This window comes from Taibaiella helva, assembly GCF_003545695.1.
Classification (GTDB): domain Bacteria; phylum Bacteroidota; class Bacteroidia; order Chitinophagales; family Chitinophagaceae; genus Taibaiella; species Taibaiella helva.
On the sequence record NZ_QUZZ01000003.1, the window covers coordinates 541,468 to 563,580 of the forward strand.

Consider the following 22,113-nt stretch of genomic DNA (forward strand, 5'->3'; position numbering starts at 1 on the left):
AATGAATAATGGATGTGCCAAACGGCTGCGGAAGTCCTGCCTTTACGTGCTGAAAACAACAAGGCGCCGCCTGGGTGGAGCAGCGCCTTGTTACTGAGACTATTTATATGACTTAGGCGGGGACCATTTCATGGTGAAAGGATACGATGCCTGTAGCGATATCATACATGGCCGGAACGATGCGGATCTTGCCGGTGGCTACATGTTCCCTGATGATCTCGCTTTGTGCCAGTATCTGCTGTACGGAATGGTGTACATTCAGCAGCGCTACTTTATTGACGAACGATTTGTTCTTACTGCTGCGATCTTCCGTCTCCGTGGTTTCCTGAGGCAGGCAGACCTTCACTTCGTCGAGCAGGCCGGAAAGGTTGCCCAGCTTAACGTCGTCGCAGGCTCCGGCTACAGCCCCGCAGCCGCTATGGCCCATGACCATGATGAGCTTGGAACCCGCTATTGCTACGGCGTATTCCAGCGAGCCCAGCACGTAAGGAGAAACAACGTTGCCGGCAATGCGGATATTGAAGATGTCGCCTATGCCCTGATCGAAGATCAGCTCGGCCGGAGCGCGGGAGTCCATACAGCTGAGGATAGCAGCGAAGGGCTTCTGCCCGTCTTTGGTCTCTGCTACTTTCCGCAGCAGGTCGCGGTTGGCGCTCAGGCCGTTGATGAAACGTTCGTTGCCGCTCTGCAGCAATTGTAAAGCCAGGTCGGGCGCCATATCGTTGGAATCATTCTGATAAAAGGTCATGTAATTAGTTTTTAAGGATCAGTGATGCTTATGTACAGGGTATCGCCCTGTACGTGTATGTTACGGGTATGTATTACAGGCCTCAGGAGGAGGTCAGTTGCTTCAGAAGCTTTTTGTACCTGCCGGCAGTGCGTTTGATAGGTGCTTGCCCATGCGCCGTTTCCCGCTCTTCATTCTCCGGAACCTCATCCTCATCGCCGGCCAGCTTGTAAGTGTTCTTAAAGCCTACGAGCGACATCTTGATATCCTTGTCCGGCGCTTTGGTGATCTGGAATTCGCGGATCAGCTCCAGCACATCGTAGTCAATATACTCGGTGCCGGAGGCATCCAGGATAATCGTGCTCTTCTCCGGTATGCTCTCCAGGGTTTTCTTAATGCTGGCCTTGTTGAGAAAAGACACTTCCTGCGCGAGGTCCAGCCGTACGACTTCCCCGGATTCGTACACCGTACGGTGATAGAAGAAAGGAATGCGAAGGTTATTGCGTAGGATATAGAAAATGCTGATGATCATACCGATGCCCACGCCTTTCAGTAGGCCGAGGAAAGGAAGCGCCACACATACGGCCGTTACCACAAAGGGGATGAACTGAGACAAGCCTGCATGCCACATATGCCTGAATACTGCAGGGCGGCACAGCCGGTACCCGGTAAAGATCAGGATTGCGGCCAACGTTGCTTTCGGGATCAGGTTAAGTATCATGGGAATGGTAGCGACGCAAACCAGCAGCAGCACACCGTGTGTAATGGCCGAGAGCTTGGAGCGTGCGCCGGCATTAATATTGGCCGATGATCTTACGATAACCGAAGTGATCGGCAGGCCGCCGACCAATCCGCTCAGCAAATTACCGATACCCTGTGCCTTCAGTTCAGCGTCACCTGAGGTATAGCGTTTCATCGGATCGAGCTTATCGGTCGCCTCGATGCACAACAAGGTCTCTATAGAAGCCACGATAGCAATGGTAGCGCCTGTCTGCCACACCAGCGGATTGGCAAAGCCGCTGAAGTCAGGCATGCGGAACTGGTTGAAAAAGTCGCCGGCGCTTTTCGGTACAGGCAGGCTTACCAGGTGTGTACCGCTCACATAAAGAGCGGGCAGCGCATGTTTGAACAGCTCGTTGAGCAATGTACCCAATATGACAACGAGCAGGCCTGCCGGTATCATCTTGAAACGACTCATGGCCCTGGTCGACCAGAGCGCCAGTATAGCGATGCCGATCAGCGCAATGATGACAGCGCCAGGCTCAATATGGTCGATCAGCCTGCGGATAGGATCGAGCGCTACACCGGCCTCGCCATCTTCAATGCCGGCATTATGAGCAGCCGTCTTAATATAGCCGAAGGCGTCGGGTAATTGCTTAAAGATGATGGTCAGGCCTATACCGGCAAGCATTCCTTCGATCACACTGGTGGGAAAATAATTGGCGATGCTGCCTGCGCGGATAAAGCCCAGGATCAGCTGGATGAAGCCGGCGATCATCACTGCACACAGGAAGAAGCTGAAGCCGGCCGCTGTGTCCGGCTTGCCGTTCACGACAGGGCTGAGCGAGGCTAAAGCCCCGATAACGATCGCCACCAGGCCAGCGGCCGGACCGCTGACACTAAGGCTGGATTTGCTGAAAAAACCGATCACGATACCACCGATAACACCGGAAACGATACCTGAGAACAAAGGGGCATTAGAGGCCTGGGCAATACCCAGGCAGAGCGGCAGCGCAATAAGGAATACAATGAGGCCTGCCGTCAAGTCATTCTTCGCATTCGCGAAAAAGGATTTTTCCGTGGACATAACATGGGTGTTAAGCAATAAAATAATAGGGATACACCAGCTACCGGGCACAGCGATGCAAGCCGCCGGGCCGGAAACAGGAAGCAAACATATTATGCCAGGTTGGGAGGCTGTAAGGGCACTTCCAGGTGAGGACACTTGATCAGCGTCTCGTCGCGGAAGGCATGCTTGAAACAGGTTTGGGTTTCCTGTTCAGCATTGGGAGGAGTAATGAAGTGAAGATACCAGAATTTATCGTGGGTATCGTTGGTCATTTTCTTGTGGCAGGGGCCATGCTCGTGGACCTCTTCGGTCATCTGGCTGTTCCAAAGCATTTTACCGATCGCTCTGATGGGGAGGATCTGTATGGTAAAAATTGTTAGGAACAATATGGCGAGCGCCTTTCTCATGACTATGGCAAAGATAGGGTAATGAAGGTTACGAAATCGTAAGTGAGGGTTAAAGTAACAGGAATTTTAAATTAAAAGTGACAATGAAGACATTGACAATCATTATACGACGATAGACAACCAAAAGAGCGGCCTCATTGTCGAAGCCGCTCTCTGTCCTAAGAAATATTGTCTTCGGAGGTAAGCCGTCCTTATTTCACTTTCACCCTGATCCCTTCGCTGTGGCTGCTGAATTCGGGAGCATACATACATTGTATCGTAGTGATGCCATTGCTGAAATCACCTTTGGCCGATACGAATACAGGGTATTCGAAGACATAGGTGCCTTTGCGCAGGTAGTCGAAGAAGAAATTCGTTGCTACATCACGGGTACTTTCATAATAGCCCAGGCCACCCTGGTACTTGTAGCTGCTCAATACATTGACGGGTTCCATGCAGGCGGCGCGCATGTCTTTCATATGTACATACTCCATATCGCGGTCGGCCCTCAGCTCGATGCGCACCTTTACCTTGTCGCCCACCTGCAGCTCATTGCCGGCTTTGATCTCGGTGAGCACCGGACCACGATCGGTATTGCGTTCGATAAACAGCTGCTTTTTGATGCTGAGCGGTGTAGCCGCAGCGCTGATCTTGTCCAGGTCTTCAAAGTACTGCCAGTATACGGCGCCCCAGCTGACACCGGTGTTGGTACCCTGCTGGTTGTCCACTTTTACTTTAATGGTCCCCATATTGTTCTTCACTTCCTGGCCGGGATACCGCTTCTTGAAATAGCCGGTACCCGCTTCCGTCTTGATTTCGGCAGAGCGTATGGTTTCACTGCCCAGGTTAATGGTGACCACGGGCTCGGCGCTAAGCCAGTCGCTGCCTTCCAGCAGCAGGGCATAGCAGGCGTCGGCAGTGGCCTTGGTGGTTTTCCAGTTCTGGGTCTGCTTTTGCTTCAGCAGCCATACTTTCATCGCGTCTACAGATACCGGGTCTTTGCTCACTTCTGCAAAGGCTTCGATCAGCAGGGACTGGCTTTCTACCGGCGCTTCGTACCACCAGTAGCCGGATGGCATAGATGCCCAGTACATGCCCATCTCTTCCTTATTGGTCGATGTTTCCTTCAGGGAGGCCATCACCTGCGCAGCGGTCTGCTTCTCGTCGAAGCGGTGCAGCGCCAGCGCGATCTGCCCTTTCAGGTAAGGATTGAAACGGTTCCAGTACTGCGCTGCTTGTTTCCTGTAGTAATCAAATGCCTTTTGCGAACCAGCCGGTATATTCTTATTGCCATAGAAGCTACGCATATACAGGTATTGTACCTGGGTATAGCCGATCTGCTGCTCGCTCAGTTTAGCCTTGTTGCGGACCAGCTCATCGTAATCTTCCTTCAGCCTGCGGTCCAGGTAAGGCAGCGCTTTTTCAACGATGTCCGAGGCATCCTTATCCGCTGCTGATCCCACTCCCAGGTGCTTCAGCCGGGCCAGGCCGGTAACGATGTATTGTGTAATGTACCGGTCGTTGGGCATACCCTTAAACCAGGGGAAGCCGCCATCGCCCAGCTGCATCTGCTTCAGCTTATCCAGGTTGCGGCGGAGCTCTTTGGCCAGCTGATGGGTCTGGAACAGCAGCGCAATGCGGTGTTTCTGCTCCGTTTCGTTATTGGCTTCCAGTACCCAGGGGGTTTCCTCCAGCAGGGCCGATTTCAGCTCCTGGTTTTTATTCAGGTTGGAAAGCAAAGCCGCAGTATCTTTTGTTCTCCAGCTTTCAAAGATCTGCGCCACCTTAGGCGATTGGCCTGCAATATGACCCGCCAGGGCATTGGCATAATACCGGTTGAAAGTCTGCTCGGCGCACTCGTAGGGATATTCCATCAGGTAGGGTAATGCCTGTACGGCGTACCATGCCGGATTGCCGGTAAATTCAACGGTAAGCGCGTGGTTGGCCAGGGTGCTGCTGTTCTGGTTCAGCAGCTTGTCCAGGGTGAAGGTCTTTTCCTGGTTGCCCCGTACCGGCAGCGGCAGAGTCTCGGTAACCAACGTACGGTTGGTGATCACCGGCAGCGTATTTTCTTCACCATCGGTAAAGTTGCCGGCTCTGGCTGTGATGCGCAGCACCACAGGCGTATAGCGGCTCTCTGGTATGTGTACGGTCCAGCTTGCTGTAGTGCTTTGCCCTGTTGCTGCTGAAAAGCTTTGCTTTTGCTCTTTCAGGCGGAAGGGCAGGTCGAGCGGCTGCAGCGTGGCGGCATCCAGGATCTCCAGGCGGGCCTCCCCGTTCAGCGCATTGCTGCTCAGGTTGCTGATCTTGGTGCTGATCACCAGCTCGTCGTTCTGGCGCAGGAAGCGGGGCAGGTTGGGCATTACCATCAGGTCCTTCTGGGTTTTCACTTTACCTTCCAGGTAGCCGGTCTGCCATTCTTTGGTATGGGCCAGGGCCATCAGCTTCCATTCGGTAAGCGCTTCGGGCAGCGTAAACTTGATCTTTACATTGCCTTCCGCATCTGTAGCCAGCTGCGGGAAAAAGAAAGCCGTTTCCTGCAGGTTGGAACGTACCGGCACCGGGGCATCGCCAGGCGCCTTCGCGTTTTGCTGCTCTGCGGAAGACGCTTTTGCTTCTTCCGTTTTTCTCATGCGGGTAGCTACTTTATCTGTGGCACCAGGTGCCGGCGCACCGGCCGCCATTTCGGCAACAGGCTCCGCTGCACGGTCCTCCATCGTCATGTTCCTGCTTAATGTTCTCGTGTCGTAGTATAAATTGCCATAACCGCCTGGCCGCATCTGATCCCCGATAAGCTGGTCGTATCTTTTTTCGTAGGATTGGTAGCTATTACCCTGGGGATAGCGCAGCTGGCGCGAACCGCTGAGCGCAAAGCCGAAATTGCTTTGCCAGCTGTCGGGCAGATAAGCATTGGGGAAGATGCCACCGCGTTCCCAGCCATGGGGCCTGAAAGCGTCTAGCGAAGCATCATACAGACCCGCTACCATCTCCGCTGCTACTTTTTCTTTGCCTGGTCCTTTAATGGTCAGCGACCATTCTTCGGTAGCGCCCGGCTGCAGCTTGTCCCTGTGGGTAGCCCATTCCAGTTGCAGCTCTTTGTTGCTCCAGGGTACATCTACGGTCCTTTCGGAAGTGTAAACCCGGTTGTTGCACACATAGATCCAGGCGAAGGCCAGGCCGCCACGATCGGCTTCCGTCAGCTTCAGCCTCCAGGGATTCATCGCCGGGTCGACTGTAAGGCGTTCGCCGGCGCGGGCCGAGATCACCATCAGGTAAGGGTTGTCGGCTGCGGTCGCATGCCAAAGCTCCAGCTCGTCGCCCGGCTGGTAGCTGTTCTTTCCTGTGTAGATCACCAGCGGCTTCTGCACCGGCTCTTTCTTGCCGGGCGCCCATACATGGGTGTATTTCTTTTCCACGATCTCGTTACCCTGGGCATCCCTGGTGCTGAGCTCGATCACATACCAGCCATTCTGATACCAGGTCTCTTCGGGCAAAGCCACTTCTCCTTTTTCCGTGCTGGTAAAGGTTTGTTCATGCAATACCTTGCCTTTTTCCCAGTTCAGGTAATTGCTTTCTTCCTTGTATTCGTCCTGCGGGAAGGCCGCTTTGAATTCCTGCTCGGTCATTACAAACTGGTCGGGCATGTCCCAGAGCCGCTTGCGGTAAAAGCCGGGGAACTTCAGCTGCGCAACGGAAAGCTTAACTGTGGCCGGAACGAATATGCCGTTCAGGTTTTCGGTACGCACCATTATTTTTTTGAGATCGGCCGGACGGCTGTCCTCGCCCAGTACAGCGCTGACCTGCAGGGAACGGTAGCCGGCGTTGACACCCACTGAGCCGCTTCTTGTCTCCCCGTTCACATCCGTTACGTCTGCATAAACCTGGTAGGTGAATACCGGCAGGGATTGCGGATCGACCATTTTATCGGGAATCGTTTGGAACGAAAGCTCGAAAGCACCATCAGCATCTGTGACAGCAGTGCCATTGGCAATTTCCATTTCAGGAGAGGAAGGCCTGCCCCAGATATAATAGCACCAGAAATACGGGAACCGGGCAGCACGCACGATGCGGTATTTTACAGTGGCGCCGTCAATATTGTTGCCCGCATAAGCTTTGGCATAGCCTTTTACTTTAACCTCCTGGTTGAGCGCATAGCTTCCTTTGAGCGTATCAAAATCGACGTGGAACTTGGGTCGCTTGTATTCTTCCACTGAGAAAGAAGCGTTGCCGCTACCATCGCCGAGGCGCATTTCGCCGGCCAGCCCCCCTTCGGGCACTGTAAATTTCCCGGTAACTGATCCAAACTCGTTACTGACCAGGTTGAGCGACTGCACAACCTGTCCATTGGCATCATAGAGCGTTACTACGGAAGGCGTTTTGCTTCTTACGCCAGCCTTACGTCCACCGGGACCGACATCGAGCAATATGCCTTTGAAATAGATCGTCTGACCCGGGCGATAGATCGACCGGTCTGTAAAGAAGAAGCTTCTTGTGGTCGCCGCATTCCGGGTAAAGTCATCAGGATCCCTTCCATTGAGGTAGCCGCCCAGCTGGAGCGAGTCTTTGTCCTTGATCAGCGTAAGCGCACGGACATAGTGTTCATAGTTCCCTTCTTCTGCAGGGAGATCTACACTGCCGTCGGCCGTTGACCTGGCTGTACCCAGGGCGCGCGCCTCATAGCGGTTGGCCTTGTTGTTGTATTGCTGGCCCCAGAAGCGGATGGTTGCTCCGGCTACGGGGTAGCCGGTTTTGCGATCCAGCACATAGCCTTTGTCTGCTTTCCGGATAAAGCTTAACCCAGATACTTTGAACGGTGTCGCGTTGACAATGCCGCCGCTCAGGCCGGGTTCCGAAGAGGCCACCAGCAGATAGGCGCCGGCAGGCAGCTCATCGACCCTGATCTCTGCACTATGCTCCTCCATATCTTCGGATGCCGGCAAGGCCTGCTCCCATTTTTTTACAGGACTCAGTCCTGCAAGCCGTTTTAGCAGCACGGCTTCCTGCTCATAATTCTGGTTCTCGATGGCATTGGGCACGCGAAAAACACTAAGGTATACCTTGTTCCTGTTCTTGTAATGGATCAGGGCTCTCATGGCTTCGCCGGGCAGGCTGACTTCCTCCATGTTGAGGGAAAAGCTTACGGCATCGAGGGTATTGATCAGGTTCCTGGCATTGATTGCTCCTTCTGTGCTCGGGTATTTCGCTACAATCTGCTCCAGGTCGGCCTTGATACGGCGCAGATCGCGTTCGGGGCGTTTGTTTTTTGCCGGCGCAGGTATCCTTTTCCCGTAATAAGGCCTGGCGGGCTGTTCGCCCATTTGCCGCTCTGCGATCAGGTAAGCTACCTGTGCCACTGCCGGCCGGCCCTCGTATCGCTGGCGCAGGCGCTGCAGGGCAGCCAGGTAAAGGCTGTCCTTATCGGCATTTGCCGAATTGCTGTATACAAAGCGCAGGCGCTGCAGGTCGGCGTCGATAAGGCCGTCGGGCTGCGCATCTTTCAGATGGAAGGCGATAACCTCCTGGTACAGGCGCAGGGCCTGGAAATGCAGCGATTCCGGATTTTTTACCTTTACTTTTACTTCGCTAAACCGCGCCGCATCTTCAAACCACAGCGGTCCCTCGATCTGGAACTGGCCGGCAGGATTGATCACTTCTTTTTCGTCATTTTCAAAAAAAGCGATGGCACGGAAGATCAGCAGATCGTACAGGGTGGGACGTAGCTTGCGGGTGTTGACACCTTCGACCAGCAGGGGCGCATATTTTTCGACAGGTATCTCCTGCAGCGCGGTCCTGCCGGCTATGGATTCCTGGTACAAGCCGGAAATCTTACGGAAGAAAGCCGGGGCATCCCAGGTGTCGATGTCGCCTGACTGGGTTTCTGCCAATGCCGTGCGTTGGTAAAAACGCCAGCGGTTGCGCTGGAAATAGCGCCAGTAAAGCGAGGCGGTAATGCTTTGCCAGAGGGCCTTTTCCGGACCAGTTGTCGCCTGGATGTAAGCTTCCGCCTTTTTGATGTTGGTCGCTTCCGCATTGTCATCCTGGTTGGTATTCATCAGGTAGAGTTGCGCTTTGATCGTATTGGGACCGTCGTGCCGGCTTTCGGCATCTTTCAGTATCCTGTTGATCACTTCGGCCGCGGATTGCGGCAGGCCTTTGTCCATCAGGGAGTCGGCCTTTTCCCATTCTTTCTGATAGGGCTGTTTCATCGTGCGGGATTGTGCGAACAATGCTGCAGGGATACAGCAAAGGATAAGGAATGCAATAGAAACACGTTGCCACATAGTGTTATATGTTGTTTGAATGATTGCAAATTAAAGCAAAATAAGGATGCTGTTCCGGATGGGAATGCACAAGAGCCTGTTATATTTATTTAATTTTGATCGGGGATAGCTTATCCCGGCCAAGCCAATCCATACCCGCTGATGCCTGCCGCTACCTGTTTTCGGGTAGCTCATGTTATCATTCACCCTTTCAATCGTATTTTATGAAAGCATGGCTAAAGCAAGGCCTGTGGGGGCTTGACCGGCTGTTTTTCCCCCAGTGCTGCGAAAACTGCAGCAGCGAGCTCAAAGGCGATGAAGCCATATTATGCCTGAGTTGTGCCCTGGCATTGCCCCGCACAGCATTCCACCACATAGCCGAGAACCGGGCCTATCAAAATTTTAAGGGCAGGGCACCCATTGAGCGGGCCACTTCCTTCGTCTACTTTACAAAACAAGGCATGATGCAGCATTTGCTGCATCGACTCAAATACAGCAACCGTCCTAGTATCGGCGTATACCTGGGGAGCCTGATGGGAGAAGAGCTGAAAAAAACCGGTTGGCTGGATACTATCGATGCCATAGTGCCCGTTCCTTTACACTGGTCAAAAGTACGCCAGCGTGGCTATAACCAGGCTGGCCTCTTTGCTGAAGGCATTGCGAAAGCATCGGGAATGCCGGTATGGGACAGGTTGCTGGTCAGGAAGCAGGCTACGGCAACACAGACGCGAAAGAGCCGGACCGAAAGGATCACGAATGTACAGGAGGCCTTCCGGCTGAAGCGACCAGAGCTGCTTGCAGGCAAACACGTTCTGCTGGTCGACGATGTACTGACTACCGGCGCCACGCTTGAAGCCTGTGCGCTGGAGCTGAAGAAAGCCGGCGAAGTGCTGATCAGTGTAGCGACCCTGGCCTTAGCTATCGATTAAAAGAAATTGCGGCATCGTCTTGCTTATTGTTAGCCCATCGCCGGGAATAACCATGAAAAGATTTACCATCGCTCTCCTGCCGCTATAGCGTATGCAGCAAAGCTTTTAACCTGAATAACCATTATCCTTTAATAGACAAAAACAAGAATCCCACGATGAAAAAAGCCTTATTACTGGCGTCAATAGCGGCGTTGAGCATTGCAGAAGCCAGCGCGCAGCATTCGCTGGATGTCCTTTTAGGCCGTCACAGGTCCGAACGCAGAAATGCCGGTATGACCGCCCGCCTGTTACAATCTCAACCGGCAACCAGTGCCGTACAGAAGCCCACAGCAATCAAGCAAAGAGTGATTGCACAGGCGCTTAATCCCGAAATTAACAATAATCATATCGACTCTACCCGTTATGCTTACTCTGGCATTAATGGCTCGCGGTATAGCTATAACATGGAGGAGCTGAACTATAGCGAAGGGTTTACCAGCGTTTATGCTCCAATGTTCCAGCTGCCGGGTATTCCCGGCAGCATGGATGTGCTTGCCGACAGCATTATCCTGTATGACAATTCAGGTATGACTAGTGCAGAGAAAGCCTTCTACCGGGCAGATAAAAAGATAGACTCCGTAATATACAGAAGCACCGGAAGCACTTCCGCTTCGAAAACCGTAAATGTGTATAATCCCCAGGGGCATATCACTGCGACTTATGCTATGCGGCAAGTAGGGACAGACTGGGATACTATGTCGCTTCAGCGTTTCAGCTACAACAGTGCCTTTACCCAGGTAACCCGGGACAGTTTCTGGTTTGGCTTTACCGACCTCGTTCCCCGGGAAGCGAATGTATACTATTACAATGCAGCGAACCAGCTGGATTCTTTTATTAACTGGGACCTTCAGGGAGCAGCTCCGGTAAGAAGGCAAGGCTACTATATTGCCTACAACAGCGGCGGTAAGATAGTTACAATCAAGAATTACGATTTTGATGAAATTAACGGAGTGGCTTCCCTTTACAGCATAGATAGTCTGGGCTATACTCCCGGAGTAGCAGATTTCACCTTTTATGAAACAACCCAATATGAAGAAGATGTACTGAGCTACGGAGATCGCCAGGTGCTATTCCGCAATGCAGCAGGCCTGGTCGATTCTGTGCATTTCTATTCCCTGTCGGGTAATACTTCGCCCTGGGTTCAGGAAGGAAAACTGCGGTTCGCCTACAACAGCTATGGTAATCCGGAAACGCTCTTCGCTGCTCCCGTCGATATGCCTGTGGAAATCGTGGCTTACCGTTTCTACTATGAAACGTATGACGATCAGACTTCGTCTGTAAAGCCTCTGTCGGCTAACCAGGACTTTACGGTATATCCCAATCCTTTTGCCAATACGATCAATATTGACTGGAAGGGCCGTCAGCAGAGCGATGCAACGGTACGCCTCGTCAATATAATGGGGCAGAAAGTTTTCCACGGTAAAATGGTCCTGAAATCCGGACAGAATAAGCTGGACATTCCTGTTGTAGCCGACGGCAGCTATGTGCTGCTGATCCAGGATGCTGCAGGTAAATCCTGGAGCACTAAAATGATAAAACGTTAATCCTTTTGCATATCGAACCCAAAAGAAGAAGAGAGCGCCCCGTTTCCGGGGCGTTTTCTTCTGATACAGGCGGGAATGGTCGTCCGGAGAATTCTGTCCGCCGCTTCCGTATCCGCCTTCAGCTCTCAGAAATTTTAGTTACTTTTGCGGGCCGTACAGGCGCCCTGCCGCCTGATTGTCTATCCACAATTTACCGCAACGCAATGCCATTAGATACTTCCATCAAATCTGTACTGATCATCGGCTCCGGCCCCATCGTTATCGGCCAGGCCTGTGAATTTGATTACTCCGGTTCCCAGGCAGCCCGCAGCCTCCGGGAAGAAGGGATCAAGGTGACCCTGATCAACTCCAACCCGGCGACTATTATGACAGATCCGCTGGTTGCCGATCGCGTATACCTGCTGCCCCTTACAGCTGAAAGCATAGAGCAGATACTGGAGGAGAACGAGATCGACGCTGTATTGCCGACAATGGGCGGCCAGACAGCGCTTAACCTGGCCAAGGAAGTGGAAGAGCTGGGCTTGTGGGAAAAATATAAAGTGCGCCTGATCGGAGTCGACATCAAGGCCATCGATAAGGCGGAAGACCGCGACCTGTTCCGCAACTGGATGCTGGAAATGAATATCCCGGTGGCTCCGGCCCGCGTAGCCAATTCTATGCTGGAAGGCAAGGAGTATGCCCAGGAGATCGGCATCCCGCTGGTGATACGGCCTTCGTTTACGCTGGGAGGTACCGGCGGTGGCTTCGTTAAATCCAAAGAAGAGCTGGAGCCCGCTCTGGAAGCAGGCTTAAAGGCTTCTCCCATTCACGAGGTGCTGGTGGAAAAGGCTGTTCTGGGCTGGAAGGAATTTGAACTGGAGCTGCTGCGCGATGTCAACGACAACGTGGTCATTATCTGCACAGTAGAAAATTTTGATCCCATGGGCATTCATACGGGCGACAGCATCACGGTGGCGCCGGCAATGACCCTGAGCGATACGGCATTCCAGCTGATGCGCAATACGGCTATCGACATGATGCGCAATCTCGGTAATTTCGCAGGTGGCTGTAATGTCCAGTTTGCGCTGAATCCCGAAACCGAAGAGATCATCGCGATCGAGATCAATCCGAGGGTAAGCCGTTCTTCGGCCCTGGCTTCCAAAGCGACGGGGTACCCCATTGCCAAAGTGGCCGCCAAGCTGGCGATCGGCTATACGCTTGATGAGCTGAAAAACCAGATCACGCAAACGACTTCCGCTTATTTTGAACCGGCGCTGGACTACGTGATCGTTAAAATGCCGCGCTGGAATTTCGACAAGTTCAAAGGCGCCGACGACACGCTCGGCCTCCAGATGAAATCGGTAGGAGAGGTGATGGCCATCGGCCGTACGTTCCCCGAAGCTTTGCAGAAGGCCTGCCAGAGCCTCGAAAACAACGCCACAGGTCTGACCTCCATCAGCCGTAGCCAGATGCGTCCCGAAGAGCTGATAGACTACCTGAAGCGCCCTACCTGGGACCGTATTTTCCGTATCAAGGAGGCGCTGCAGGCTGGTATTTCCATTAAAACCATAAGAGAGCTGACACAGATCGACCGCTGGTTCCTTTACCAGATACAGGACCTTGTCGCCCTGGAACAAAAGATACAAGCTTACCAGCACCTGGACAAGCTGCCGGTAGACCTGCTGAAAGAGGCCAAGCAAATGGGCTTCAGCGACGAGCAGATCGCAGAGCTGGTCAAAGACTGCACCGCAGAAGAAGTATATGAGAAAAGGAAGGCGGCAGGCATCACCCGCGTTTTCAAAATGGTGGATACCTGCAGCGCGGAGTTTGAAGCCAGAACGCCTTACTTCTACAGCACTTTTGAAACGGCATCACAATCCAGCTGATCCCTTCTAAAACCTTATTGTCAATCGCCTCCACGGCCAGTGGAGGCGATTGTTTTTATATCACCTTTTGCCGGTTTCTGTTACAGCCGTCGGATCAGCTCCCCGATACGGCTGTTGAAGTTGCGTTTGCTGATCCCGGTAAGCGGCTCCAGCGCCGCAAAATAATTGTCGTCGTCCTCCCTCTTGCCGCAGGACAATAGCTTCATCACTGCGGGAAAGCCCCGCTCTTGTTCTATCTGCTGTACGATGAGCGCATTGATGAAGTACGCGACTTTCAGCGGTTCATTGCCGCTCCGGAAGTCGCTGCTGTTAAGATACAGCTGCAGCCAATCGGCCTGAGGATGCGCCCGGACATAGGCTTTAAACAGGTATTTTACCGAATCCCAGCTTAGCCCCCAGCTGCCGCCGTATAGGTAAGCACAGCCCTCATCCACGGCACGGTTGATCTTTGCCGCCGGCAGTACCGTACGCAGCTTGTCGTGCCACATATCGTGCGGATCAAATGTGTTGAAATCGCTGGTCAGCGTTCCGTTGAGCATAAGGTTCTGCCCCTGTTCAAATGTGGAAAGGGTATTCCGCCTGTAGCCGTTATAGGCGGCCTTGTAGTCGACTCCGCAAAGCTGCAGGGCTTCGGGGAAATCATCGCAGCAATACAGCGTCGTTTGCTGCGGCTTGCTCAGCTTTCCCAGGTAGCGGTCATTGTAATCGCTGTATGCGCGGGCCTTAGCCAGGTTGATCGTATCCTTATAATAAAAGAGCACACCTTGTTCCCTGTGCTGTTTCCAGCCCAGGGTATGGCGACGGAGCGGGGCATAGAAAAGGTAGCCGTCCCGCTGTTTCCTGGCGATGAGCCGGAAGGCTGCCCTTTGTACGGCCTGGTCATCGACGACCGCCTCGTAAGCAAGCTGCAGCAGGTATTCATGATCGTTCAGGGCAACGACATTCGTCAGCTTTGCTTTGTAGAAGTCCTGCACTTTAAGGCTGTTGTGGTAGCCGATGCCTTTCATTTCGTCGAGCAGCAGGGAAGTGGCTGCCAACTCGGGCTGCCATATATAGGTATTGCGGGCATTGTCTCCTTCTTTCTGCTGCAGGAAACCGTCGAGCGAGCGATACAGCAGTTCCCTGGCATTGCTGTCGGGAATTCCGCGCAGGCCTTTTGCAATAAGGAACCCGGGTTGTCCGGCGTTGAGGGTAAATGTGTGGCCGGCCAGGCAGGAAAGCAGCAAGGTCCGGAGTAAGATTGATTTCATCAGTGGATTATTGGTTACTCAGAAAGACAAAAGCAGGCCCGGAGAGGTGAGGCCGGGTTTTGCTAAACTCCCGTCAATAACGACTGGCTTACATTAACGGTGGCCCGGCGGTATCACAAAAAAACGCCGTCCCTGCCAGGGACGGCGCTCCGGTATATCGCGCATAAAAGCTACCAGTCTTTATCCAGCTTGACCGGCACACCTTTGCCTTTCTCTTTTTTGTCCTGCAGCTTCTTTTCTTCCTGGCGAAGCGCGTTCAGCAGGTTTTCCGCCTGTTGCTGGCTCAGCTTGCTGGGCTGGCCCTGGGGACGCTGCTGCTCCTGCTTGTCTTTGTCGCCCTGGTCCTGCTTATCCTTATCATCCCCCTCTTTTTTATCCTGGTCTTTTTTATCCTGCTTATCCTTATTCTGATCTTTGTTGTCTTTATTGTCCTTGTTTTGATCCTTATTGTCTTTGTTATCCTTATTGTCTTTGTTGTCTTTATTCTTGTCTTTATTGTCCTTGTTATCCTTGCCGCCGTTCTTTTTCAGCATAGCATTGGCATAGGCAAGGTTATACTTGGTATCGGCGTCGGTGGGGTCGAGCCGGAGCGATTGCTTATAGGCGTTGATGGCATCTTCCCATTTTTTTTCTTCCATAAAAGTGTTGCCCACATTATGGTAGGCCCTGGCCTGTTCTTTCTTGTCCGTAGTGGCTTTTGCGCTGGCGGTCATGGCCTGGCGGGCGTTCTCATATTGCTTTGACTTGTACAGCGCATCGCCGATATTGAACATGCCGGTATAAGAAGTCGGATCTTTCTGTAATGCGGACAGATAAGCCCCTTGCGCTTCTTTGTATTTTTGCTCGCGGTACAGCTGGTTGCCCTTACGCAGCTCGGGCCGTACATTCTGCCGCTTCACAGGTGCCTGGGCCTGCGCCTTAAGGCCGCAGCTTGCAGTGAGCAATAAAATGATCAATAATTTCCTCATGCTTTCCTGGTCTCAAATTGTTTTCTTAAAGCAGCTGCCGCCGGGAGCAGCCATTCGGCGATCAGCAGCAGCAGGGCTGCTCCAATGAAATACTGGAAGTAGCTGAAATAATCGGTAAACAGCACGCTGCCATAATTTTTTCCTTCCATTTCGTCGATAATACCTACCAGCTCATCGGCCGTCTTATTGGTATTGCTGAGCAGGGTATAGGAACCTCCTGTGGCCCCGGCCAGCGACTTCAGCTCTTCTTCATTCAGCTTGGTGATCACGGGTTGCCCGTTCTCGTCCAGCTTTTGCTGGCCTGTAGCTGCATCGATGATCGGCGCGCCCTGTGGCGAACCGATACCGATCGCGTGGATCACCGCGCCTTGCTCGGCGGCCTTCTTTGCGGCATCCAGCGCTTTCTCGTCGTGGTCTTCTCCATCGGAGATCAGGACGATGGTCTTGTATTTTTTCTCTTTCTGGCTAAACGATTCATCAGCCAGTGAGATGGCTTCCGACAGCACTGTGCCCTGGGTGGGTACCACGTCGGGTGTTACGGTCTCCAGCAGCATCTTGGCAGCGCTGTAATCGATAGTAAGTGGTACCTGCAGGTAAGATTTGCCGGCGAAAACGACCAGGCCTACACGGTCGTTGGTCATCTTATCCATCATGCGGCTGATGAGCTGCTTGGCGCGGGTAAGCCGGTCGGGCTGAACATCTTTGGCCAGCATGGAACGGCTCACATCCAGCGCGAAGAAAACATCGACGCCTTTGCGCTGGGCTTTCTCTGTTTGCGCGCCACGCTGCAGGTTGGCCAGGCCCACGACTGCCAGGCCAAGGGCAGCAGTCAGCAGTACAAACTTAGTGGTGCTGCGGCCATTGATCCTTCCGGCCAGCAGATTGCGGGTAAGCGCGGGGTCGCCCAGCTTGCGCAGGCGGCTGACGCGCCACTGCAGGTAAGCAATATAGAGGGCAATAGCCAGGGGAATCAATAAAAGAGCCCATAGGGCTTCTATGTGCTGAAAACGGAACATATCGGTCTCTCAGGTATGCCAGCGCTGCAACAGAGCACTGAACAACAGGTTACAGACAAAAATAAAGCTCTGCAAATAAACGAATTTGAACAAAAAGTTATTGTGGATTTTTTTAACACCGGCCATAATATGCGCACTTAATCCTATTTTTGGGCGCTTTTCCGCAGCGGCGGAACCAGAAAAAAACAATAATGAAAAATACACCATTTACACAGCAACACATTGCGCTGGGCGCAAAGATGGCCGAGTTTGCCGGCTACAACATGCCTATTTCCTATACAGGCATCAATGATGAACACGCTACGGTACGCAATAATGCCGGGGTGTTCGATGTGAGCCATATGGGTGAATTTATATTGAAGGGACCCAAAGCCCTGGACCTGATCCAGCGGGTAACCAGCAATGATGCTGCCAAGCTTACCGCCGGGAAAGCGCAGTACTCCTGCCTGCCCAATGAAGAAGGCGGCATCGTGGACGACCTGATCGTTTATTGCCTGGAAGAAAATGCCAGCTATATGCTGGTGGTCAATGCGTCCAATATCGAAAAGGACTGGAACTGGATCAGCAGCCACAATACCGAAGGCGTGGAGATGCACAACATTTCGGACAAAACAGCCCTGCTGGCCATACAGGGACCCAAGGCGGTAGAATACATGCAGGAGCTGACCGACGTCGACCTGGTCAACCTGAAATACTACACCTTTGCCAAAGGCACTTTTGCCGGCGTGGATAACGTGATCATCAGCGCTACGGGCTATACCGGCAGCGGTGGTATCGAGATCTACTTTGAAGACAAAGACGGCAATGCGCAAAAGGTATGGGAAGAGGTCTTTCGTATTGGCGGACCGAAAGGGCTGAAGCCTATCGGCCTGGGCGCCAGGGATACCCTGCGCCTGGAAAAGGGTTTCTGCCTGTACGGCAACGATATCGACGATGCGACTTCTCCCCTGGAAGCAGGTCTCGGCTGGATCACCAAGTTCACCAAAGACTTTACGGCCAAAGACATCCTGGAAAAACAGAAGGCGGAAGGTGTTCAACGCAAGCTGGTGGGTATCGAAATGGAAGATAAAGGTATTCCCCGCCATGGCTATAAGCTGCAGGATGCAGAAGGCCGCGAGATCGGCTATGTGACCTCGGGTACGCAGGCGCCCAGCCTGGGCAAGGCTATCGCTATGGCTTACGTGGAGAAGGCTTTTGCCGGTGAAGGCTCCGAAGTATGGGTGTCTGTAAGAGATAAGGCGCTGAAGGCTGTTGTGGTGAAAATGCCTTTCCTGAAGTAAGATAGCTTTCCCGAAGCCCTGAGGGTGAATTAGCGGGGGATTTTGCAGGATAAATTATGTAACGGTTTCCGGCGTATAGCCGGAAACCGTTATCTTTATAAAGATAGGCTGTATCCGGTGCCGGTTATAGGAAAAATAATGAAAACTTGCATATCTCGGCCGTGTTATTTACTTTAACCTTCGTAAATTCGCATCCATTTTTGAAAATGTCCCTCTGAAACAGCAGGTGCGATGCGAAATTTCTTTGATTATATTGAAATAATGATCCATTTATGGAAACAACCGTAGCAAAAACAAAGACCAAGGGAGGCCCGAATCTCAAGAAAGAATTGCAAAAGTATTTTGGCTTTGACGGTTTTAAAGGAGAGCAGGAACAGATCATTAAGAGTATTCTGAACGGAAAAGATACTTTTGTCATTATGCCTACAGGGGGAGGTAAGTCCCTGTGTTACCAACTGCCGGCCCTCATCAGCGAAGGGGTGGCGCTGATCGTTTCGCCGCTCATCGCGCTGATGAAAAACCAGGTAGACCTTATCAGGGGCTATAGCGACGATGATAATGTGGCTCATTTTCTCAATTCCAGCCTCAGCCGCGTACAACAGCGTAAAGTAAAGGCCGATCTCAGCGAGGGTAAGACCAAGATGCTGTACGTAGCGCCCGAAACGCTGACCAAAAAAGAGAATATCGACTTCTTCTCCGATATTAATATTTCCTTTGTTGCCGTAGATGAAGCGCACTGTATCTCGGAATGGGGGCACGATTTCCGGCCCGAGTACCGCAAGCTGCGCGATATGATCAGTGAGATCAATCCCAACCTGCCGATCATTGCATTGACGGCTACGGCTACGCCCAAGGTCCAGGATGACATAGTCAAGAACCTGGAGCTGAAAGAGCCCGCTACTTTTGTAGCTTCCTTCAACCGGCCCAACCTGTATTATGAAGTAGTACCCAAGACTTCGAAGGCACAGGTGCTGAAGCATATGGTACGCTACATCTCCCAGGTAAAAGGCAAGAGCGGTATTATCTATACCCTGAACCGCAAAACGACTGAAGAGCTGGCCGGAATGCTGGGCGCCAACGGTATCAAGGCGGTGGCTTACCATGCCGGCCTGGATGCCACTACCCGCGCGCAACGCCAGGACCAGTTCCTGAAAGACGATGTAGAGGTGATCGTGGCGACCATCGCCTTCGGCATGGGCATCGACAAGCCCGATGTGCGTTTCGTCATGCACTACAACATTCCGAAATCGCTGGAAAATTATTACCAGGAGACGGGCCGTGCCGGTCGCGACGGCGGTAACAGCAAGTGTATCCTGTATTATTCTTACAAAGATGTACAAAAGCTGGAGCACCTCATGCGCGACAAGCCGCTGAGCGAACGGGAAATGGGCGCCCAGCTGATCACCGAAACAGTAGCCTACGTGGAAAGCGGCGCCTGCCGCCGCCGCCAGCTGCTGCATTACTTCGGAGAGATCGACCGTATCGAGAACTGTGGCAACTGCGACAACTGCTGCCACCCCAAAGAGAAGCTGGACGTGAAAGACAGCGTGAAGATCGTGCTGGACGCCATCAACGAGCTGGACGAACGTTTCGGCATCAATTATATTGTCGACCTGGTGCTGGGCAAGAACAATCCCCAGATCAAGACTTTCAAGCACGATAAGCTGAAGTCCTTCGGCGCGGGTCTTATCATGGAAATGGACGACACCTTCTGGCAGTCGCTCATCCGGCAGATGATGCTGGAAGACTTTATCCGCAAGGATATTGAAGAATACGGCCTGCTGAAGATCACCGACAACGGCCGTAAATTCCTCAAAAAGCCCTTCTCTATCAAAGTGGCGCTAAACCATCAGTACCGAGACCTGGATACGGGAGAAGATGATGAGGAAACCAACGCCGGCGGCACAGCGGCCGCTGATCCGGCCCTGCTGGAAATGCTGGTCGAGCTGCGCAAGCAGGTGGCCAGGGAAAAGAACCTGCCGCCCTTTGTGATCTTCCTGGAAAACTCGCTGGAAGATATGGCCCTCAGCTATCCTACAACAATGGAAGAGCTGGAGAAGATACAAGGTGTGAGCAAGGGCAAGGCGCTGAAATTCGGACGCAAGTTTGTCGACCTGATCGCCAAATATGTTGAGGAGAACGACATCGAAAAGCCGGATGATTTTGTAATGAAAACCGTGGCCAACAAAGGCGCGCTGAAGGTGTACATCATCCAGAACATCGATAAGAAAATACCGCTCGAAGCGATTGCGCGTAACAAAGATATCTCTGTTGCCGACCTGCTGGCAGCTATGGAAGGCATCGTAGCCAGCGGTACCAAGCTCAACCTGGGTTATTGCCTGGATGAAGAACTGGACGAGCATGAGCAGGAAGATATCTTTGACTATTTCCGCGCTGCGACGGACGACGACCTGGAGGAAGCTTTTGAAGAGTTCCGCGACCGCGACGTGAGCATAGAGCAATTGCAGCTGATGCGCATTAAGTTTTTGAGCGAGTACGGAAATTAAAGAACAGATATACGCATAACGACAAAGCCAGCTTTTCAAGAGCTGGCTTTGTCGTTGATATCCTGGTTGTGTGTAGATACGTTGCATGCAACATATCTACGCAGAAGGAAACTTATTGCAATTTTACTTCTCCCTTATCAATTTTTCCAGCATCTCTACTTTTTCCCGCTCTGATTGCAATAAGCGCTCATAAAGCTTTTTATTTTCTTCCAAGGTTTCCAGCCACTTTTCCGCAGTATTAATTTCGGTATGGACAGAAAAGCCAACGGAAGAATTATCAGCATTGAATGTGCTGGAGATAATATTGATCGCACCTTCATCGTCCATATTTTCAATAGCCGCTACAGGGATCTTCAATATAGCGGCCATCTGTTGCAGCAGGGCGGGCTCTATCGTTTCTTTAGCCTCTAACTGCAATACCTTCTTCTGCGTCCAGTCATCGCCCAGCTCCATAGCGATAGCCTCCTGCTTGATGCCCAGTATTTCGCGAAAGCGTTTGATGTTTCGTCCCTGATGTATATGTTTCTCGTTTGGATTTGTGCTCATACGACAAATATAAGATTTATCGAAAAAACGTAATCCATCAAACGCCTTAAACATGGATATGTTGTTCCAATTGCCTTTATCTTCGCAGTATATGGATCAATGGAAAGGATTTATCCCATGGCTGCAGGAGCGCCTGGCCTGGCCTTTGCCCGGTTATGAGGCGCAGAAGAGAATGATGAATGTCAACCGTCCCGATGGACATGAAGCACCGTCGCATGCGCGTAAGAGCGGCGTGCTGTTGCTGCTCTATCCCGATGGGAGCGATCTGCGCCTAGTATTGATCGAGCGCAGCGCCGATGGCGGCGTACATAGCGGCCAGATTGCCTTGCCCGGCGGTCGCAAGGAAGATACCGATGCCACCATTATCGATACGGCCTTGCGGGAAGCAGCCGAAGAGGTAGCGCTCAATGCCAATAAGGTAACGGTGATGGGGCAGCTGTCCTGCCTGTATATCCCGGTCAGCAATTTTGAGGTCACGCCTGTGCTTGCTTTCATGGAAGAGGAGCCCAAGCTGATCGCTTCTGAAGCAGAAGTTGCGCGCATCCTGCGCCTGCCGCTATCCTCGCTCTTCTCCAGGAAAGAAATGGTCGATGTAAAAGCCTCCGGGCTCAATATCGTCATTCATACGATCGCTTATATGATGGACGATGTACAATTCATATGGGGCGCTACCGCTATGATCCTGTCCGAGCTTGAAGCCATCGTGGAAGAATGGAGGACACTTAACGCCGCAAAGTAATCATGGGTCAAACATAAAAGTTGAGGATACAATATAGGTATGTCCTGATGAAATGCGAAGCATCGGTTCAGAACCCGGAGGATGGAACGCTTCAGTACTTATGGGTGAGTTTGTACCGCACCGGCACGGCCAGGCCGGTCGGGACGTGCAACGGCCTGAACGGCGGCTGGATGCAGATCTTCTTCTTAGCAACCCTGGTTTTGCTCCACGGAGCAATTTATGTTTGTTCATGCTGGCGCTACAAACGTTCGGCTCCTATGGAGCCTTA

14 protein-coding genes are annotated in these 22,113 nt (G+C 52.4%); 6 read left to right on the forward strand and 8 right to left on the reverse strand.

Features of this window, described 5'->3' with window-relative positions; genetic code table 11:
- Window positions 1-112: 112 nt before the first annotated feature.
- The 4 genes from DZC79_RS07640 to DZC79_RS07655 form a co-directional block, all read right to left on the reverse strand.
- Window positions 113-748, reverse strand: a complete 636-nt coding sequence (locus DZC79_RS07640) for a carbonic anhydrase family protein (protein WP_118950958.1) — start codon at window positions 746-748, stop codon at window positions 113-115.
- An 82-nt stretch (window positions 749-830) separates the two neighbouring features.
- A complete protein-coding gene (locus tag DZC79_RS07645) occupies window positions 831-2,534 on the reverse strand; it encodes a SulP family inorganic anion transporter (protein ID WP_118950959.1) in 1,704 nt (567 codons plus the stop codon).
- 92 nt (window positions 2,535-2,626) lie between these two features.
- Window positions 2,627-2,923 (reverse strand): hypothetical protein, encoded by a 297-nt coding sequence (locus DZC79_RS07650; protein WP_118950960.1) that lies wholly within the window; start codon window positions 2,921-2,923, stop codon window positions 2,627-2,629.
- 191 nt (window positions 2,924-3,114) lie between these two features.
- Window positions 3,115-9,108: an alpha-2-macroglobulin family protein gene (locus DZC79_RS07655; protein WP_198666813.1), complete on the reverse strand. Its 5,994-nt coding sequence runs from the start codon at window positions 9,106-9,108 to the stop codon at window positions 3,115-3,117.
- Window positions 9,109-9,386: 278 nt separating this feature from the next.
- Here DZC79_RS07655 and DZC79_RS07660 point away from each other — a divergent pair, with 278 nt between their 5' ends.
- The 3 genes from DZC79_RS07660 to carB all read left to right on the forward strand — a co-directional run bounded on the left by DZC79_RS07660 (window position 9,387) and on the right by carB (window position 13,539).
- On the forward strand, window positions 9,387-10,091 hold the full coding sequence (locus DZC79_RS07660) for a ComF family protein (RefSeq protein ID WP_118950962.1): 705 nt from the start codon (window positions 9,387-9,389) through the stop codon (window positions 10,089-10,091).
- 155 nt (window positions 10,092-10,246) lie between these two features.
- The gene (locus DZC79_RS07665; RefSeq protein ID WP_118950963.1) at window positions 10,247-11,674 is read left to right on the forward strand and encodes a T9SS type A sorting domain-containing protein; all 1,428 of its coding nucleotides are present in this window, start codon (window positions 10,247-10,249) and stop codon (window positions 11,672-11,674) included.
- A 203-nt stretch (window positions 11,675-11,877) separates the two neighbouring features.
- Window positions 11,878-13,539 (forward strand): carbamoyl-phosphate synthase large subunit, encoded by a 1,662-nt coding sequence (carB, locus tag DZC79_RS07670; protein WP_118950964.1) that lies wholly within the window; start codon window positions 11,878-11,880, stop codon window positions 13,537-13,539.
- A gap of 80 nt (window positions 13,540-13,619) precedes the next feature.
- Here carB and DZC79_RS07675 read toward each other — a convergent pair whose 3' ends face one another.
- From DZC79_RS07675 to DZC79_RS07685, 3 genes are all read right to left on the reverse strand, one after another.
- Complete coding sequence (locus tag DZC79_RS07675) at window positions 13,620-14,789, reverse strand: hypothetical protein (RefSeq protein WP_118950965.1); 1,170 nt, start codon at window positions 14,787-14,789, stop codon at window positions 13,620-13,622.
- Window positions 14,790-14,959: 170 nt separating this feature from the next.
- On the reverse strand, window positions 14,960-15,757 hold the full coding sequence (locus DZC79_RS07680; RefSeq protein ID WP_118950966.1) for a tetratricopeptide repeat protein: 798 nt from the start codon (window positions 15,755-15,757) through the stop codon (window positions 14,960-14,962).
- Window positions 15,754-16,773, reverse strand: coding sequence for a VWA domain-containing protein (locus tag DZC79_RS07685; RefSeq protein ID WP_118950967.1), 1,020 nt, complete (start codon window positions 16,771-16,773; stop codon window positions 15,754-15,756). Before DZC79_RS07685 ends, DZC79_RS07680 begins: the two co-directional genes overlap by 4 nt.
- 191 nt (window positions 16,774-16,964) lie before the next feature.
- On the opposite strand from DZC79_RS07685, the gene gcvT reads away from it, so the two are divergent.
- Window positions 16,965-18,053 (forward strand): glycine cleavage system aminomethyltransferase GcvT, encoded by a 1,089-nt coding sequence (gcvT, locus tag DZC79_RS07695; RefSeq protein ID WP_118950969.1) that lies wholly within the window; start codon window positions 16,965-16,967, stop codon window positions 18,051-18,053.
- Window positions 18,054-18,325: 272 nt separating this feature from the next.
- The gene (gene recQ, locus DZC79_RS07700) at window positions 18,326-20,560 is read left to right on the forward strand and encodes a DNA helicase RecQ (RefSeq protein ID WP_118950970.1); all 2,235 of its coding nucleotides are present in this window, start codon (window positions 18,326-18,328) and stop codon (window positions 20,558-20,560) included.
- Between the two features lie 123 nt (window positions 20,561-20,683).
- Here recQ and DZC79_RS07705 read toward each other — a convergent pair whose 3' ends face one another.
- Window positions 20,684-21,106 (reverse strand): helix-turn-helix domain-containing protein, encoded by a 423-nt coding sequence (locus DZC79_RS07705; protein ID WP_118950971.1) that lies wholly within the window; start codon window positions 21,104-21,106, stop codon window positions 20,684-20,686.
- Between the two features lie 52 nt (window positions 21,107-21,158).
- Between DZC79_RS07705 and DZC79_RS07710 the strand changes: the two genes are divergently transcribed.
- Entirely contained in the window at window positions 21,159-21,845 is a 687-nt protein-coding gene (locus DZC79_RS07710; protein WP_118950972.1) for an NUDIX hydrolase, read from the forward strand.
- The last annotated feature ends 268 nt before the right edge of the window (window positions 21,846-22,113 follow it).